Genomic DNA, 15,233 nt, shown 5'->3' on the forward strand with positions numbered 1-15,233 from the left:
CCCGCAGGGAGCCCGCGGCATCGGCGAGGTGGTCGAGCTCCTCGCGGACGTCGTCGTCGACCGTGTGCTCGGCGCCCTTGGCCGCGGCCGCGTTGGCCTGCAGATCGGCGAGATCGGCGAGGATGCCCTCGGTGGGATCGGCTGTGCCGTTGCTGTCGTTCGTGGAATCGCTCATGTTCACTCCTACCGGAGCCTCCGCTCACACCATACGGATCTCCGGTGTCCTGCATGGTCCTCGTGGGACCGAAACCTGTGGATGGCGTCTTCGGCTCGCGCTCAGCGCGTAGGCCGTCGATGCTGCCTCTTCTTCGTGTCGACCTGCGAGGCCGTTCCCTCGACTCGGTGGAGGCACTTCTCCTGCCCGGTGTGGGAGCAGGTATCCGTCGCATCATTATGTCACAGATCTGCTGTCCGACCGCTGAGACCGGGCCCGCCGGGTTTGCCGCATGCTCCGCGGGCAGGCATCCTTAGGAGTGTGAACACGGCACCCGCGCTTGCAGACGACGACCTCGACGATGCCATCGACGCGCCTCCGCGGAAGCGTCCGTGGGTGCTGCGCCCGACGGCGCTGGGCGTCTTCCTCATCGTCACCTCGGTGATCGGCTTCATCTCCTCCTTCGCCCTGTCGGTGGAGAAGTACGAGAAGCTCGAGAACCCCGACGCCGTCCTCTCGTGCGACCTCAACCCGTTCTTCTCGTGCGGCTCGGTCATGGAGTATCCGCAGAGCCAGCTCTTCGGATTCCCCAATCAGCTCCTCGGCGTCGCCGCGTTCATCTTCCCGCTCCTCATCGGTGTCCTACTCGTCGCCCGCGCGAAGCTTCCCGGCTGGATCATGATCGGCCTCAACATCGGACTCGCCCTCGGCGTCGTCCTCGTCATGTTCCTCTACTACACGTCGATCTACGTCATCGGCGTCGGCTGCCCGTGGTGCATGGTCGTGTGGACGATGACGATCCCGATGTTCTGCGCGGTCACCGCTCACAACGCGCTCGCGGGGAACTTCGGCCGCGGGGTCCGCGACAGCGCCGTGGTCACGGTCCTCGCCCGGGAGAACGTCGCGATCGCCGTCGTCTGGCTGCTCATCATCGCCACGACCATCGTCGTCCAGTTCTGGAACTTCTTCGCGACCCTCTTCTGAGCCTCCGCCTGTCCGAGACTCCGAGCAGAGACTCCCGTCCGGAGATCCCCGACCGGCGCCCTGGAATGGGCAGAGACACGTGGTGCCCCTCAGCTGAACTGCGGGGCACCACGTGTCTGTGCGTTCGGGCGGTCCGGCGACCTCAGTTGGGGAACCAGATGCCGATCTCGCGTTCGGCCGACTCGGGTGAGTCGGATCCGTGGACGAGGTTCTTCTGCACCTTCTCGCCCCAGTCGCGGCCGAAGTCGCCGCGGATCGTGCCCGGGGCGGCCGTCGTCGGGTCGGTGGCGCCGGCGAGCGACCGGAAGCCGGGGATGACGCCCTCACCGGAGGCGATGATCGAGACGATCGGGCCCTCCGACATGAAGTCGACGAGCGGCTGGTAGAACGGCTTGCCCTCGTGCTCGGCATAGTGCGCCGCGAGCTCCTCAGGGTTGGCCGTGCGCAGGCTCAGAGCGTCGATCGCATAGCCCTTGGCCTCGATGCGGCCGACGATCTGACCGATGAGGCCGCGGGCGACGCCGTCGGGCTTGATGAGGATGAGGGTGCGTTCCATTCGGGTCCTTCCGTAGAGTTCGTCGATGCACAGTGTACCCGGGGCACACGGGCGGTCAGGACCGCTCGGCGACCTCTCGATCGATGCGGGCCGCCCAGTAGAGGGCGACGACCCACAGGGCGATGAAGATCGCGGCGATGAAGAACATCGGCGGGAGGATGAAGCCGGTGGCGAGCAGCAGCACCTGCGTGATCCAGCCGAGGACGACGCCGGGACGCTTCTGTCCGATGCGCCGCGGCAGGAGAATCGTCGCGACGATCGCGACCACCGCGATGGCAGAGGCGCCGATGAGGAGCTGGGAGAGCTCGAGGGTGCCGTTGGTCTTGACCGTCAGTCCGAACGCTGCGAGTGCCGCGAAGTAGACGACGACGAGTTCGCAGATGAGGATCGACCCGGCGAGGACGGGGTACTTCGACTTCATGCCTCGTCCCCCCGGCCGAGCAGCAGACGCGCCTCGGCGACGGTGTAGAGGGAGCCGGTGACGATGACCCCGGGCCGCTGCGCACCGCTGCCCTCGACGAGGTCGAAGGCCGTCATCAGGGCCGCGTTGAGGTCGGGGGCCACGGTCACCGCGTCCTCGTCGACCCATTCCCGGGCCGCCTCGGCGAGCGTCTCCGGGTCGAGCGCCCGATCGCTGACCGGGGCGGTGACGACGAAGGCGTCGGCGGTGCGGTGGAGTTCGTCGAGGACGCCGTGGACGTCCTTGTCGGCGAGCATGCCGATGACGATGACGGTGAAGTCGAAGTCGAACGCCTCGGTGATCGTGTCGGCGAGCACGCGGGCGGCGTCAGGATTGTGCGCCCCGTCGACGACGACGGCGGGACCGGTGCGGACGAGTTCGGCGCGTCCGGGCGAGGTCACACGGGACAGCCCCTCGGCGACCGTGTCCCGGTCGAGTGGTTTGTCCTCATCGCCGAGGAAGGTCTCCGCGGCGACGATCGCGACGGCCGCGTTGTGCGCCTGGTGCTCCCCGTGGAGGGGAAGGAACAGGTCGGTGTAGACGTCCCGGATCCCCTGGACGGCGATGAGCTGGCCGTCGACGGCCCGCTGCCGGTCGACGAGGCGGAAGCTGCGGTCCTCGACGAGCGCGGGCAGCTGACGGCGGGCCACCTCGGCGTCGAGGGCGGTGAGCGCCTCGTCCTCCTGTGCCGCGATGATCGCCACCGGCTCCGGGGCCGGAGTCGGGTCGATGGTGCGGTTGAGGATCCCCGCCTTCGTCTCAGCGATCGCGGTGAGGGTGTCGCCGAGGTAGGCCTGGTGGTCGAGGCCGATGCGGGTGAACACGCACACCTCGGCGTCGGCGACGTTCGTCGAATCCCATTCCCCGCCCATCCCCACCTCGGCGACGACGACGTCGACGGGAGCGTCGGCGAAGATCGCGAAGGCGAGCACGGTGAGGACCTCGAAGTAGGTGAGCTTCGGACGACCGGAGTCGACGAGCTCGGCATCGACGATGTCGAGGTACGGGGCGATCTCGTCGAAGATCCGCACGAACGTCTCCGCGTCGACGGGCTGCCCGTCGACGGACACGCGTTCGGTGACCGAATGGAGGTGGGGACTGGTGAACCGGCCGACCCGCAGATCGTGGGCGGAGATGATCGCGTCGATCATCCGCGCCGTCGACGTCTTCCCGTTCGTCCCCGTCACCGTGATGACGGGAGCGGCCCGGTGGATGTCGCCGAGGAGCTCGACGGCCCGGCGGGTCGCGTCGAGGCGGACCTCGACCGCGGCCTCCCCCGCCCGGGTGAGCAGGGTGGCATAGACCCGGGTGAGGTCGTCCGCGCTCATGCCCGCACCACCGAGATCCGGGTGCCCGCGGGCAGCTCTTCGGGGGTGAAGACCTCCGCGGATTCGGACACGGGAGCGAAGTCGAGTCCCGTCGCCAGCGTCTCGGTGCTGATGAGGTCCCGGTGGGTCCCGAGCGCCTCGGTGACGGCCTCATCGGCCTCGATGACGACGGTGATGCGGTCGGCGACGTGGAGGTCGAGCTGCTTGCGGATGCCCTGGATCGCGCGCACGGTGTCCCGGGCCACGCCCTCCGCTTCGAGCTCCGGGGTGACCCGGGTGTCGAGCGCGAGGAATCCGGAGTCGAGTGGGGCGAGCTCCATGCCCTCGGTGCCGGATTCGGCGACGGACTCGAGCGTGTACTCGCCGTCGACGAGCTCGACGCCGCCGCTGGTCACGGTGCCGTCGGCGGCGACCGACCAGTCACCGGTCTTCGAGCCCCTGATCGCGGCCTGCACCTGCTTGCCCAGTCGCGGACCGGCGGCGCGGGCATTGACGACGAGGTTCTGGGTGAGCGAGAAGCCCGCGTCCTCGGCGGCGGTGAGATCGAGGGCCTCGACCTCGCGGACGTTGAGCTCATCGGCGATGATGTCGGTGAACTCGCGGGCAAGCGGGGTACTGCCGGCGACGACGAGGCGGCTGAGCGGCAGGCGCACCCGCAGTCGGTTGGCCTTGCGCACCGAGGAGGCCGTCGAGCTGATGTCGCGCGTGAGGTCCATCGCCGCGACGAGATCGGGGTCGGCCGGGAACTCCGCGGCATCCGGGTAGTCCTCGAGGTGGACCGACCGGTGTCCGGTGAGCCCGCGGTAGATCTCCTCGACCGTGAACGGCAGCAGCGGGGCGGCGACCCGGGCGAAGGCCTCGAGGCACGTGTAGAGAACGTCGAAGGTCTCGTGGGTCTCCGCGCTGCCGTCCCAGAAGCGCCGGCGCGAGCGGCGGACGTACCAGTTCGTCAGCATGTCGAGGTAGCTGCGGACGATCTCGCAGGCCGCCCAGATGTCGAAGTCGTCCATCGCCGCGGCGAAGTCGACGATGAGGTCGTGCGTCTTCGCGAGCAGGTAGCGGTCGAGGACCTGGGAGGAGTCGTAGCGCTTCGACGCTCGGTAGCCGGCCACCGCCTCGGCGTCGTCGGTCCCCGCGGCCGGGTCCGCGGTGTTCGAGTACGTCGCGAAGAACTGCCACGTGTTCCACAGCGGGAGCACGACCTGGCGGACCGCGTCGCGGATGCCCTGTTCGGTGACGACGAGGTTGCCGCCGCGCAGGATCGACGAGGCCATGAGGAACCAGCGCATCGCATCCGAGCCGTCGCGGTCGAAGACCTCGTTGACGTCGGGGTAGTTGCGCAGGGACTTCGACATCTTCTGCCCGTCGGAGCCGAGCACGATGCCGTGGGAGATGCAGTTGAGGAACGCCGGACGGTCGAAGATCGCGGTGGCGAGGACGTGGAGGAGGTAGAACCAGCCGCGGGTCTGCCCGATGTACTCGACGATGAAGTCGGCCGGGAAGTGGTTGTCGAACCACGCGGCGTTCTCGAACGGGTAGTGGACCTGGGCGTAGCTCATCGACCCCGAGTCGAACCACACGTCGAAGATCTCCGGGATCCGGCGCATCGTCGACGTCCCTGTGGGGTCGTCGGGGTTGGGACGGGTGAGGTCGTCGACCCACGGACGGTGGAGATCGACTTCGCCGCGGTCGTTGACCGGCAGACGGCCGAAGTCGGCTTCGATCTCGGCCAGCGACCCGTAGACGTCGGTGCGCGGGTAGGTCGGGTCGTCGGAGATCCACACCGGGATCGGCGAGCCCCAGAAGCGGTTGCGCGAGATCGACCAGTCGCGGGCGTTCTCGAGCCACTTGCCGAACTGACCGTCCTTGACGTTGTCGGGCACCCAGTTGATCTGCTCGTTGAGCTCGACCATCCGGTCCTTGAACTCGGTGACGCGAACGAACCACGAGGACACCGCGCGGTAGATGAGCGGGTTGCGGCAGCGCCAGCAGTGCGGGTACGAGTGCTCGTAGGACTCGTGGCGCACGAGCAGGGCGCTGCGGCCCTCGAGCGGCCCCGTGTGGTCGCGCAGATCCCGGATGATCGGGCGGTTGGCGTCGAAGACCTGCTCCCCGGCGTAGTCGGGCACGGTGGCGTCGAAGAGGCCTGCGTCGTCGACGGGGCGGACGGCGGTGATGCCGAAGGCGTCGGTGAGCTCCTTGTCCTCCTCACCGAAGGCCGGGGCCTGGTGGACGATGCCGGTGCCGTCCTCGGTGGTGACGAAGTCCGCGGGCAGGATCGTGTGCATGCGCTGCCCGAACTCGTCCTGGCGTCCCTCGAAGTAGGGGAACGGCGGCTCGTAGGAGCGTCCGACGATCTCGCTGCCGGGGAACGTCCGCAGCACCTCGGGGTTCTCCCCGAGTTCACGGGCGTATGCGCCGAGGCGCGCCTCGGCGAGGATGAGGGTCCTGCCCTGGAGTTCGGGCGCACCGTCGGGGCCGGGGACGACCGCGACGAGCGGGATCTCCGGGTTGACGGCCACGGCCTGGTTCGACGGCACCGTCCACGGAGTCGTCGTCCAGATGAGGACCCATTCGTCCGAATCGGTGAGCTTGTAGCCGATCGTCACGGCCGGATCCTGGCGCATCTTGTAGACGTCGTCGTCCATGCGCAGCTCATGGCTCGACAGCGGGGTCTGGTCCTTCCAGCAGTAGGGCAGGACGCGGTAGCCCTCGTAGACCAGGCCCTTGTCCCACAGCTGCTTGAACGCCCAGATGACGCTCTCCATGTATTCGACGTTGAGGGTCTTGTAGTCGTTCTCGAAGTCGACCCACCGGCCCTGGCGGGTGACGTACTCCTCCCACTCCTGCGTGTACCGCAGCACCGAGGACCGGCACGCGTCGTTGAAGGCGGCCAGACCCATGCGGCCGATCTCGGACTTGTCGGTGATGCCCAGCTGACGCTCGGCTTCGAGTTCGGCCGGCAGCCCGTGGGTGTCCCAGCCGAAACGGCGGTCGACCTTCTTGCCCTGCATCGTCTGGTAGCGCGGGACGACGTCCTTGACGTAGCCGGTGAGGAGGTGACCGTAGTGCGGGAGGCCGTTGGCGAAGGGCGGGCCGTCGTAGAAGACGAATTCGTTCGACCCGTTCTCACCGGGATCGCGTTCGGCGATCGACGCGGCGAAGGTGTCGTCGGTCTTCCAGTACTCGAGCACCGCACGCTCGATCTCGGGGAAGTTCGGCGAGGCGCTGAGGCCGAAGGCCGAGGTCGACACCTTGGGATAGAGGGGTTGCGTCATGAGCGTCCTTCACGGTAGCTGCGGTCACTGGCCGCGAGGACGACATTGCTGCCGCGGTACCACCCCGCTTATCCGCTGCGGGGCCGCAGTGCCGACCGGCACGGTGCCTCAGCGACGGATCGCTCATTCATGCGGACGATGACGGGTCCGACCGTCCGGGTCTAGTGGGCACCCCATCCCGCCGAGGTGGTCGGCTAAGGATCGGTCGTGCTGTTCTTCCGGATGCTCCCCGGTGATGGCCGGATCGACGCGTCCTCAATTCTATACCCGCAGGCCTCGCCCACACCAGTCACCCGGAGCGCTGACGAGCGGTCGCACCCGCTGCGGATCAGGGGCTGCGTCCGCGGTCTCTGCGAGCAGTTCAGAGACCCTGGTCGCGGGCTGCTCAGAGACCCTGGTGGCGGGCGACCTTGTGCTGGGCGGCCTGGGCGATCGGGCGGATGACCATGAGGTCGACGTTGAAGTGGTGCGGGCGCGTGAGCGTCCAGGTCACGGCGTCGGCGACGTCGTCGGCGGTGAGCGGGTTCTCCACGCCCTCGTAGACCTTCTCGGCCCGTTCGGTGTCCCCGCCGACGCGTTTGAGGGTGAACTCGTCGGTGGCGACCATGCCGGGGGCGATCTCGATGACGCGGACGGGCGAACCGGCGAGTTCGAGGCGCAGGGTCGCAGCGATCGAATGGGTGCCGTGCTTCGTCGCGACGTAGCCGCCCCCGCCTTCGTAGGCCTGGTGGCCGGCGGTCGAGGACATGACGACGATGTCGCCGCGGCCGGAGTCGATGAGGGCGGGCAGGAATGCCTGGACGACGCGGAGGACTCCGAGGACGTTGATGTCGAACATGTCGCGCCATCCCTCGACCGAGGCCTCGGCGACGGTGTCCGTGCCGAACGCGGCACCGGCGTTGGCGACGAGGGCGTGGACGGGACCGCCGGCGAGCACCTCGGCGGCCATCGCGGCCACGGCGGCGTCGTCGGTGAGGTCGGCGGTGATCGCGGTGGCACCGGTCTCCTCGGCCAGGGCGGTGAGCTTGTCCCCGCGACGGGCCACGGCCACGACGTCCCAGCCCTGGTCCCGCAGCCGGCGCACGGTGGCGGCGCCGATGCCCGAGCTGGCTCCGGTGACGACTGCTCGCAATGCCTGCATATGCCTCAACTCCCTCTCGACTGACAACGGGTCGCTCTCAGTCTACGGTCGGGGCCTCAGCGGGCGCCGTCGGGCGCCTGGTCCCCGCCCGGTGGGGCGTCGTCCGGAGGAGTCTCGGGTTTCTGGGGTGAGTACGGATTGCGGGGCCCTCCCTCGCCGAACACGGCGCGCAGACCGGGGATCCTCACCGCCACCCACGTCACGGCGACGCAGATCGCGGTGTAGACGAGCACCATGACGACGCCGTGGAAGAGCACCCCGGGCACGGTCGTCGGCAGGCCGATGAGGTTGCGCAGCGGGTAGAGGACGAGCGGGTGGAGGAGGAAGACGCCGAACGAGTAGGGGTAGAACCAGTGGAGGACCCTGAACCCGGTGCGCATGTAGTGGTGGAGGAGGAGGTAGGCCGCGAGCGAGGCGACGACGACGCCCGGGGACAGGTATTCGTAGGGATAGAGCCACGGCTTCTCCCCCGGCCCGAAGCCCGCCCACAGCGCGGTCACCGCGGTCGAGGCGACGAATGCGACCCAGGCCCACACGACACCGCGGGTCGAGAGCACGACGTCGCGCAGCACCCAGCCGAGGATGTAGAACCCGGCCATGGGCAGGAACCGTGTGGCGATGTTCGCCTCCCCGACGGAGAAGATCATCGACACGAATTGGTCGAGCATGCCGATGCCGAGGAAGATCAGCCCTGTGCCCCACTGCAGGCGCCGGGAGCCGTGGACGCTGAGCAGACGGAAGAACGGTGTGAGCAGGGTGAGGCCGGCGAGAACGTAGAGGAAGTAGAGCTGGACGAACGGCGAGCCGGAGAGGATCGCGACCAGCGCGTTCCAATCGGAGTCCGGGGGCAGGAGGTAGAACCGGCGGAAGGCGACGTAGACGATCGTCCAGAAGACCAGCGGGATGCCGATGCGCCACACGCGCTTGGAGAGGAACTTCCGCGGCTTGCTGCCCCGCAGCGGGTCGAGCGCGAGGGCCCCGGAGATCATGATGAACACGGGCACCGACCAGCGGCTCGCCGAGTCGATGGCGTTGGCGACCCACCAGTCGGGGCCCATCGAGGCGAAGTTGACCTCGACGACGGTGCCGAGGGAGTGGATGGCGACGACGGCGAGGATCGCGAAGGCTCGCGCGGGGTTCATCCACCCCGTCGAGGTGGGAGGCGGATTCTCTGTCCCGATTCTGTCCAAGGTCGCCATGCGTCCATCGTCTCATCTGACCAGGTGGTCGCATTCGAACCTCCCGTTCAGGCAATTCTCCGACGGTTGTCGACACAGCTCACCGACGGTTGTCGACAGAGCGAGGACACCCGTCCCGATTCACCGCCGGACTCGCTGCGGCGACCGGTTCGGCTCACCGCGGGAGAGGCCGCGGGGACCGGTTTGGCGCCTGGGTCCGCGAGTGGGAAAATCGACAACTATGAACTCTGCCTATTCCGACTCGACGCACGAGTCTGTGAACCTGCCGGACAAGCCGGCTCTCGAGGGCCTGCGCGACAAGTGGGACGCCGCCTGGAGCGAGTCCGACGTCTACGCCTTCGACGCCGACACGGACCGGGAGCAGGTCTACTCGATCGACACTCCCCCGCCGACGGCCTCCGGGTCGCTCCATGTCGGTCACGTCTTCTCGTACACGCAGACGGACATCATCGCCCGCTTCCAGCGCATGCGGGGCAAGAACGTCTTCTACCCGCTCGGCTGGGACGACAACGGCCTGCCGACCGAGCGTCGGGTGCAGAACTACTACGGCGTGACGTGCGACCCGTCGCAGCCCTACGACGCCGACTTCACTCCCCCGGCCAAGCCGGCGAAGAACTCTCGGGACTTCGAGCGTGTCTCGCGCCGGAACTTCATCGAACTCTGCGAACGCCTCTCGGCCGAGGACGAGCAGATCTTCGAGGACCTCTTCCGCTCGACCGGTCTGTCCGTGGACTGGAAGTACACCTACCGGACGATCGACGACACCTCACGGGCCGTGAGCCAGCGGGCGTTCCTCACCGACCTCGCCGGCGGGCACGCGTACTCGCAGGATGCCCCGACGATGTGGGACGTGTCCTTCGGCACCGCCGTCGCCCAGGCCGAACTCGAGGACCGGGAGAAGGAGGGCGCCTACCACAAGGTGAAGTTCTTCCCGCGCGGAGCCGACGGACTGGCCGACACCTCGGCGGATCCGATCATCATCCTCACCTCACGGCCGGAGCTCATTCCCGCCGTCGTCGCCCTCGTCGCCCACCCCGACGACGAGCGCTACCAGCCGCACTTCGGCACGACCTTCGTCTCTCCGCTCTTCGGCGTCGAGGTCGAGGTCCGGGCCCACGAGCTCGCGAAGTCCGACAAGGGCACGGGCATCGCCATGGTCTGCACGTTCGGCGACCTCACCGACGTCACCTGGTGGCGTGAGCTCGACCTGCCCACCCGGGCCGTGGTCAACCGCGCCGGACGCCTCGGCCTCGAGGTGCCCGAGTGGATCGCGGCCTCGCCGAAACCCGATGCCGTGGCCAACTACGAGGCGCTCGCGGGCAAGACGACATTCACCGCCCGCAAGGACATCGCGGAGATGCTCCGGGACTCCGGTGACCTCGTCGGCGAGATCGAGGCGATTACCCATCCCGTGCCGTTCTACGAGAAGGGCGACAAGCCGCTCGAGGTCGTCACCTCCCGCCAGTGGTACATCCGCAACGGCGGCCGCTCGGCGCAGCTGCGCGACGAGCTCATCGCCCGCGGGCGTGAGATCGAATGGCATCCGGCGTTCATGCGCTCCCGCTACGAGAACTGGGTGGAGAACCTCAACGGCGACTGGCTCGTCTCCCGCCAGCGCTACTTCGGGGTGCCGATCCCGCTGTGGTACCGCCTCGATGCCGACGGCACCCCGGACTACGAGAACCCGATCGTGCCCGAGAACCTGCCGGTCGATCCGATCGCCGAGGTGCCGGCGGGCTTCACGGAAGACCAGCGTGACCAGCCGGGCGGCTTCACCGCCGACCCCGACGTCCTCGACACGTGGGCGACGTCGTCGCTGACCCCGCAGCTGCTGGGCAAGTGGAGCCGGGACGAGAAGTTCTTCGACACCGTCTTCCCGTTCGATCTGCGGCCGCAGGGCCACGACATCATCCGCACGTGGCTCTTCTCCACGGTCGTTCGGGCGAATTCGCTCAACGACGCCGCCCCGTGGAAGCATGCGGGCCTGTCCGGGTGGATCCTCGACCCCGACCGGAAGAAGATGTCGAAGTCGAAGGGCAACGTCGTCGTGCCCTCGGACATCCTCGCCGAGGCGAAGCCCGGGTTCGGTCCCGACGCCGTGCGCTACTGGGCGGCGAGTGCGAAGCTCGGCGCTGACACCGCCTACGACGTCTCGCAGATGCAGATCGGCCGCCGCCTGGCGATGAAGCTGCTCAACGCCTCGAAGTTCGCGCTCGCGCAGGGCGTGCACGCCGGACTCGTCGGACAGGTCGATGCGGTCAGCCATGACCTCGATCGGGCCCTGCTCGCCCGCCTCGGCGAGGTAGCGGCCGGCGCCACCACCCACATGGAGGCCTATGACTACGCGCACGCCCTGCGCGAGGTCGAGAGCTTCTTCTGGGAGTTCACCGACGACTACGTCGAACTCGTCAAGGACCGCTCGTACGGTGCCGCCGGGGAGGCCGATCAGCTCTCGGCGCATGTCACCCTCGCCACCGCGCTCGATGTGCTGCTGCGCCTGTTCGCCCCGTTCATGCCGTTCGTCACCGAGGAGGTCTGGTCGTGGTGGCGCACCGGTTCGGTTCACCGCGCGCCGTGGCCCTCCGATGAGGCGACGCTCGCCGAGGCCGGCGCCGCCGATCCCGAGCTGCTGCGCTCCGTGGCCGCTGTGCTCTCGGAGATCCGTCGTGCGAAGACCGAGGCGAAGGTCTCGCAGAAGACCTCGGTGCTCAGCCTGACGATCGAAGCCCCGGCCGCGATCACCGGCGCTGTCGCCTCGGCGGAGGGCGACCTCAAGGCCGCCGGGAGGGTGCAGAGCCTGACGACCGACGTCGGCGGAGACGAGATCACCGTCGCCGCCATCGAGTTCGAACCGCAGGCCTGAGGTTCGCTGCCGCGAGGCGGGACCGGGACATGCTTCCGGTCCCGCCTCTCTGCGTTTGCCGGCCGTCACCCAGGAGTCGCCTCGGTGCCACCCAGCGGTCGCCTCGGTGCGAGACCTGTTCCCAAATGAGCACACGAATCGTCCCGGAATCCCGGTGTGACCCACATATCATGGAGTCGTCGCAGACGCCGGGGCACTCGGTCCCGACCTGACTGAAAGGCATGACAGACCATGAGAAGTGAGCTCTTTGCGCAGCGCAACGCCGAGGTCCAGAACCGGGATCGGTGGACGCTGCAGTCGAGTAAGATGCTGCGCACGGTGATCACGCCGGACGCTCCGATGATCGCCACGAAGGGCGCCATGGTCGCCTACCAGGGCGATGTCCGCTTCTCCGACCAGGGATCGAAGTCGGTCGGCCAGTTCATGAAGAAGGCGGCCACCGGCGAGGGCGGCAACGTCATGCGCGTCGAGGGCAATGGTGAGGTGTTCTTCGCCCGCGAAGCCTCGAACATCTTCATGATGTCCCTCGAAGGCCAGCAGGACGCCCTGACCGTCAACACGTCGAACCTTCTCGCTTTCGACGACGCCCTCAACTGGGAGATCAAGCGCATCAAGGGCGGCATCGGCGCGCTCGCGAGCGGTTCGGGTCTCTTCAACCTCGAGCTCAGCGGCACCGGCACGGCGGCGATCTGCTGCAAGGGCGACCCGATGGTCCTCGACGCCTCACAGCAGCCCACCTTCGTCGATCCGCAGTCCGCGGTCTGCTGGTCGTCGTCGCTGGCCCCGCAGATCAAGACCGACGTCAGCGTCGGCTCGTTCTTCGGACGCGGCTCCGGCGAATCGATCCAGCTCGCCTTCCACGGACCCGGTTTCGTCGTCGTCCAGCCGGCCGAGAACGCCGTCTACTCGGCCCCGGCCTGAGCACACTCCCCACCCGCTCCACGCATCCCCGCACCACATCCCCCGCGGCCGTCGGTTCCCACCGGCGGCCGCGCCGCGCTTTCACGCGCCCTGACCGGCATCCGCACACACTGCCCGCCGCTCACCGGAACGATATGTCGGAACTTCTTGACATGTCGGATATTCCCGACATAACCTCGAGGGCGTGAACACCGATGTCTTCGCAGCCGTTGCGAACCCCATACGCCGCGAGATCCTCGAGGCGGTGCGCGACGAACCCCGCTCCGTCACCGAGCTGACAGGGCTCTTCGACCTCAGCCGGCCCGCGGTCTCCGAGCATCTGCGGATCCTCCGTCTCGCCGGCCTCGTCCGCGAGGAACCGCAGGGTCAGCGACGGATCTATCATCTCGAACCGGCGCCACTGGCCGAGCTCGGCGAATGGCTCCACCCCTTCGAACGGTATTGGCGCGACCGCCTCGGCGATCTGGCGCGCACCCTCGACGACATCACCGAAACCGACACCCCCACCGACCCCGAAACGGAGACGAACGATGACTGACGAACGGACCATCGAAGTCGACCAGTTCCTCACCCACCCGCCGCACACCGTATGGCGGGCACTCACCGAACCCGAGCTGCTCGCGCGCTGGTGGGCGCCCGGCGACATCGCACCGGTGGTCGGCCACGCCTTCACCCTCGACATGGGCGGCTTCGGCGAGCAGCCGTGCACGGTGACCCGCGTCGAACCCGAACGCCTCATCGCCTTCACCTTCGCCGAGGGCAGCCTCGACTCGACCCTGACCTGGACCATCGAACCCGAGGGCACGGGCACGCGACTGTTCCTCGCCCATTCCGGTCTCGACGTCGACTCCCCGCTCGGTCAGCAGGCGTACAAGGGCATGGGATCGGGATGGCCGGGCATCCTCGCGACCATGGAGTCCGCGCTCACCGAGGTGTGATCGCCGAGGTGTGATCGCCGAGGCGGTCCCCCGCCGATCCTTCACCAGCGCAACCCCGGCCAGCCGCCCCGAGGCGATCCCCTGCCTTCCCGCACATGACCGGGAGCCGGCGGCTCAGGCCACCGCGCGCGTCTCGTCCGCCCCACCCCGTTCGACACGGTAGCGCCGGAACGCCGGGAACACTGCCGCGCAGATGAGGACGAGCACGATGACGGCGATGCCGCCGCCGGCCGAGGCGATCGTCGTCGTGGTCGCCTCGGCGGCATAGCCGTGGACGATGTCGGCGATGCGCGGTCCTCCGGCGACGACGACGATGAACACGCCCTGCATCCGCCCGCGCATGTCATCGCTCGCAGCCTCCTGGAGCATCGTCGACCGGAAGGCGGCGGAGATGATGTCCGCTCCCCCGCCGAGTGCGAGGCCGAAGAGCGCGACGATGAGCGCGGCCGTCCAGAATCCGCTCGCGAACGGCAGCGCGAGTCCGAAGATCGTCATCGCCGCGCCCCAGACGATGATCGCGACGATGACGGCGAGCCCCTGGCGTTCGACCTTCGAGACCCACCCGGAGAAGATCCCGGCCAGGGCACTGCCGGCGGCCAGCGCTGCGAAGAGGAGGGAGAAGACGATGCCGCCCTCGGGCGGACCGCCGAAGGTCTCGGTCGCGATCTGCGGGAACAGGGCGCGGGGCATGCCGAAGACCATGGCGATGACGTCGACGAGGAGCGAGACCATGACGACGGTGTTCGTCCCGAGGTACCGGAACCCGTCGACGACGCCCTTGAACCCCGAGCGCGTGTCCGGCTGCTTCCCCGGCACGAGCGGGGGAAGCCTGACCACGGCGTAGAGCGTGGTCGCGAGGAAGAGGGCGTCGAGGATGTAGAGCATCTGGTAGCCGAAGACCGGAATGAGCGCCCCGCCGATGACGGGACCGGCGACCGCCCCGAGTGTCGCGACCGTCATGTTGAGCGAGTTCGCCGCCGGCAGCAGTGCCAGCGGCACGATCGTCGGCAGCAGCGCCCCGCGGGCGGGTTGGTTGAGCCCGAAGAAGGCCTGCTGCATCGCGAACACGCTGAGCAGCACCCACACGTTGTCGATCTGGATGACGGCGAGGAACGCGAGCAGCGCACTCGTGATGATGAGGCCGACGGTCGAGATGATGAGGAGCTTGCGCCGGTCGATGACATCGGCGAGCGACCCTCCCCAGAGCCCGAAGACGATGAGCGGGACGAGCCCGAAGACACCGCTGAGTCCGACGTACCCGGAGGACCCGGTGATGTGGAAGATCTGCGCCGGGATGGCGACGACGGTCATCTGCGCACCGAGGACGGTGACGATGTTGGCCAGCCACAGCCGGCGGTAGTTGTCGTATCTGAGCGGTCTGGTGTCCGCGAACAGCCTCATGCGGCGCGCG

The 15,233-nt window shown here is 68.3% G+C and carries 12 protein-coding genes; 5 read left to right on the forward strand and 7 right to left on the reverse strand.

The window, feature by feature from the left end; genetic code table 11:
- Nucleotides 1-475: 475 nt before the first annotated feature.
- Nucleotides 476-1,138, forward strand: a complete 663-nt coding sequence (locus FFS20_RS13210; RefSeq protein WP_137826306.1) for a vitamin K epoxide reductase family protein — start codon at nucleotides 476-478, stop codon at nucleotides 1,136-1,138.
- A gap of 142 nt (nucleotides 1,139-1,280) precedes the next feature.
- On the opposite strand, the gene ndk is transcribed toward FFS20_RS13210, so the two are convergent.
- From ndk to FFS20_RS13240, 6 genes are all read right to left on the reverse strand, one after another.
- Nucleotides 1,281-1,694, reverse strand: a complete 414-nt coding sequence (gene ndk, locus FFS20_RS13215; protein ID WP_137826307.1) for a nucleoside-diphosphate kinase — start codon at nucleotides 1,692-1,694, stop codon at nucleotides 1,281-1,283.
- Between the two features lie 55 nt (nucleotides 1,695-1,749).
- Nucleotides 1,750-2,115 (reverse strand): DUF4233 domain-containing protein, encoded by a 366-nt coding sequence (locus FFS20_RS13220; protein WP_137826308.1) that lies wholly within the window; start codon nucleotides 2,113-2,115, stop codon nucleotides 1,750-1,752.
- Nucleotides 2,112-3,482: a folylpolyglutamate synthase/dihydrofolate synthase family protein gene (locus FFS20_RS13225; protein WP_137826309.1), complete on the reverse strand. Its 1,371-nt coding sequence runs from the start codon at nucleotides 3,480-3,482 to the stop codon at nucleotides 2,112-2,114. Before FFS20_RS13225 ends, FFS20_RS13220 begins: the two co-directional genes overlap by 4 nt.
- Nucleotides 3,479-6,760, reverse strand: a complete 3,282-nt coding sequence (gene ileS, locus FFS20_RS13230) for an isoleucine--tRNA ligase (protein ID WP_137826310.1) — start codon at nucleotides 6,758-6,760, stop codon at nucleotides 3,479-3,481. The genes FFS20_RS13225 and ileS overlap by 4 nt, the downstream gene beginning before the upstream one ends.
- 385 nt (nucleotides 6,761-7,145) lie before the next feature.
- Entirely contained in the window at nucleotides 7,146-7,901 is a 756-nt protein-coding gene (locus FFS20_RS13235; protein WP_137826311.1) for an SDR family oxidoreductase, read from the reverse strand.
- A gap of 56 nt (nucleotides 7,902-7,957) precedes the next feature.
- A complete protein-coding gene (locus tag FFS20_RS13240) occupies nucleotides 7,958-9,100 on the reverse strand; it encodes an acyltransferase family protein (protein ID WP_249356847.1) in 1,143 nt (380 codons plus the stop codon).
- A 220-nt stretch (nucleotides 9,101-9,320) separates the two neighbouring features.
- Between FFS20_RS13240 and valS the strand changes: the two genes are divergently transcribed.
- The 4 genes from valS (at nucleotide 9,321) to FFS20_RS13260 (ending at nucleotide 13,822) form a co-directional block, all read left to right on the forward strand.
- A complete protein-coding gene (gene valS / locus FFS20_RS13245; RefSeq protein WP_137826312.1) occupies nucleotides 9,321-11,963 on the forward strand; it encodes a valine--tRNA ligase in 2,643 nt (880 codons plus the stop codon).
- A 231-nt stretch (nucleotides 11,964-12,194) separates the two neighbouring features.
- Nucleotides 12,195-12,884, forward strand: coding sequence for an AIM24 family protein (locus tag FFS20_RS13250; RefSeq protein ID WP_137826313.1), 690 nt, complete (start codon nucleotides 12,195-12,197; stop codon nucleotides 12,882-12,884).
- Nucleotides 12,885-13,068: 184 nt separating this feature from the next.
- Nucleotides 13,069-13,422, forward strand: coding sequence for a metalloregulator ArsR/SmtB family transcription factor (locus FFS20_RS13255; RefSeq protein ID WP_137826314.1), 354 nt, complete (start codon nucleotides 13,069-13,071; stop codon nucleotides 13,420-13,422).
- Nucleotides 13,415-13,822 (forward strand): SRPBCC domain-containing protein, encoded by a 408-nt coding sequence (locus tag FFS20_RS13260; protein WP_137826315.1) that lies wholly within the window; start codon nucleotides 13,415-13,417, stop codon nucleotides 13,820-13,822. Before FFS20_RS13255 ends, FFS20_RS13260 begins: the two co-directional genes overlap by 8 nt.
- 114 nt (nucleotides 13,823-13,936) lie before the next feature.
- Here the strand turns inward: FFS20_RS13260 and FFS20_RS13265 are convergent, their stop codons facing one another.
- Nucleotides 13,937-15,223: an MFS transporter gene (locus FFS20_RS13265; protein ID WP_137826316.1), complete on the reverse strand. Its 1,287-nt coding sequence runs from the start codon at nucleotides 15,221-15,223 to the stop codon at nucleotides 13,937-13,939.
- Nucleotides 15,224-15,233: the final 10 nt, after the last annotated feature.

This window comes from Brevibacterium sp. 2SA, assembly GCF_005502845.1.
In the GTDB taxonomy this organism is placed as follows: domain Bacteria; phylum Actinomycetota; class Actinomycetes; order Actinomycetales; family Brevibacteriaceae; genus Brevibacterium.

What these genes read in the sequence shown, in the direction of transcription:
- ndk (WP_137826307.1), bottom strand. Translation starts at nt 1,694, where the DNA reads ATGGAACGCACCCTCATCCTCATCAAGCCCGACGGCGTCGCCCGCGGC.
- FFS20_RS13220 (WP_137826308.1), bottom strand. Translation starts at nt 2,115, where the DNA reads ATGAAGTCGAAGTACCCCGTCCTCGCCGGGTCGATCCTCATCTGCGAA.
- FFS20_RS13225 (WP_137826309.1), bottom strand. Translation starts at nt 3,482, where the DNA reads ATGAGCGCGGACGACCTCACCCGGGTCTATGCCACCCTGCTCACCCGG.
- ileS (WP_137826310.1), bottom strand. Translation starts at nt 6,760, where the DNA reads ATGACGCAACCCCTCTATCCCAAGGTGTCGACCTCGGCCTTCGGCCTC.
- FFS20_RS13235 (WP_137826311.1), bottom strand. Translation starts at nt 7,901, where the DNA reads ATGCAGGCATTGCGAGCAGTCGTCACCGGAGCCAGCTCGGGCATCGGC.
- FFS20_RS13240 (WP_249356847.1), bottom strand. Translation starts at nt 9,100, where the DNA reads ATGGCGACCTTGGACAGAATCGGGACAGAGAATCCGCCTCCCACCTCG.
- valS (WP_137826312.1), top strand. Translation starts at nt 9,321, where the DNA reads ATGAACTCTGCCTATTCCGACTCGACGCACGAGTCTGTGAACCTGCCG.
- FFS20_RS13250 (WP_137826313.1), top strand. Translation starts at nt 12,195, where the DNA reads ATGAGAAGTGAGCTCTTTGCGCAGCGCAACGCCGAGGTCCAGAACCGG.
- FFS20_RS13260 (WP_137826315.1), top strand. Translation starts at nt 13,415, where the DNA reads ATGACTGACGAACGGACCATCGAAGTCGACCAGTTCCTCACCCACCCG.
- FFS20_RS13265 (WP_137826316.1), bottom strand. Translation starts at nt 15,223, where the DNA reads ATGAGGCTGTTCGCGGACACCAGACCGCTCAGATACGACAACTACCGC.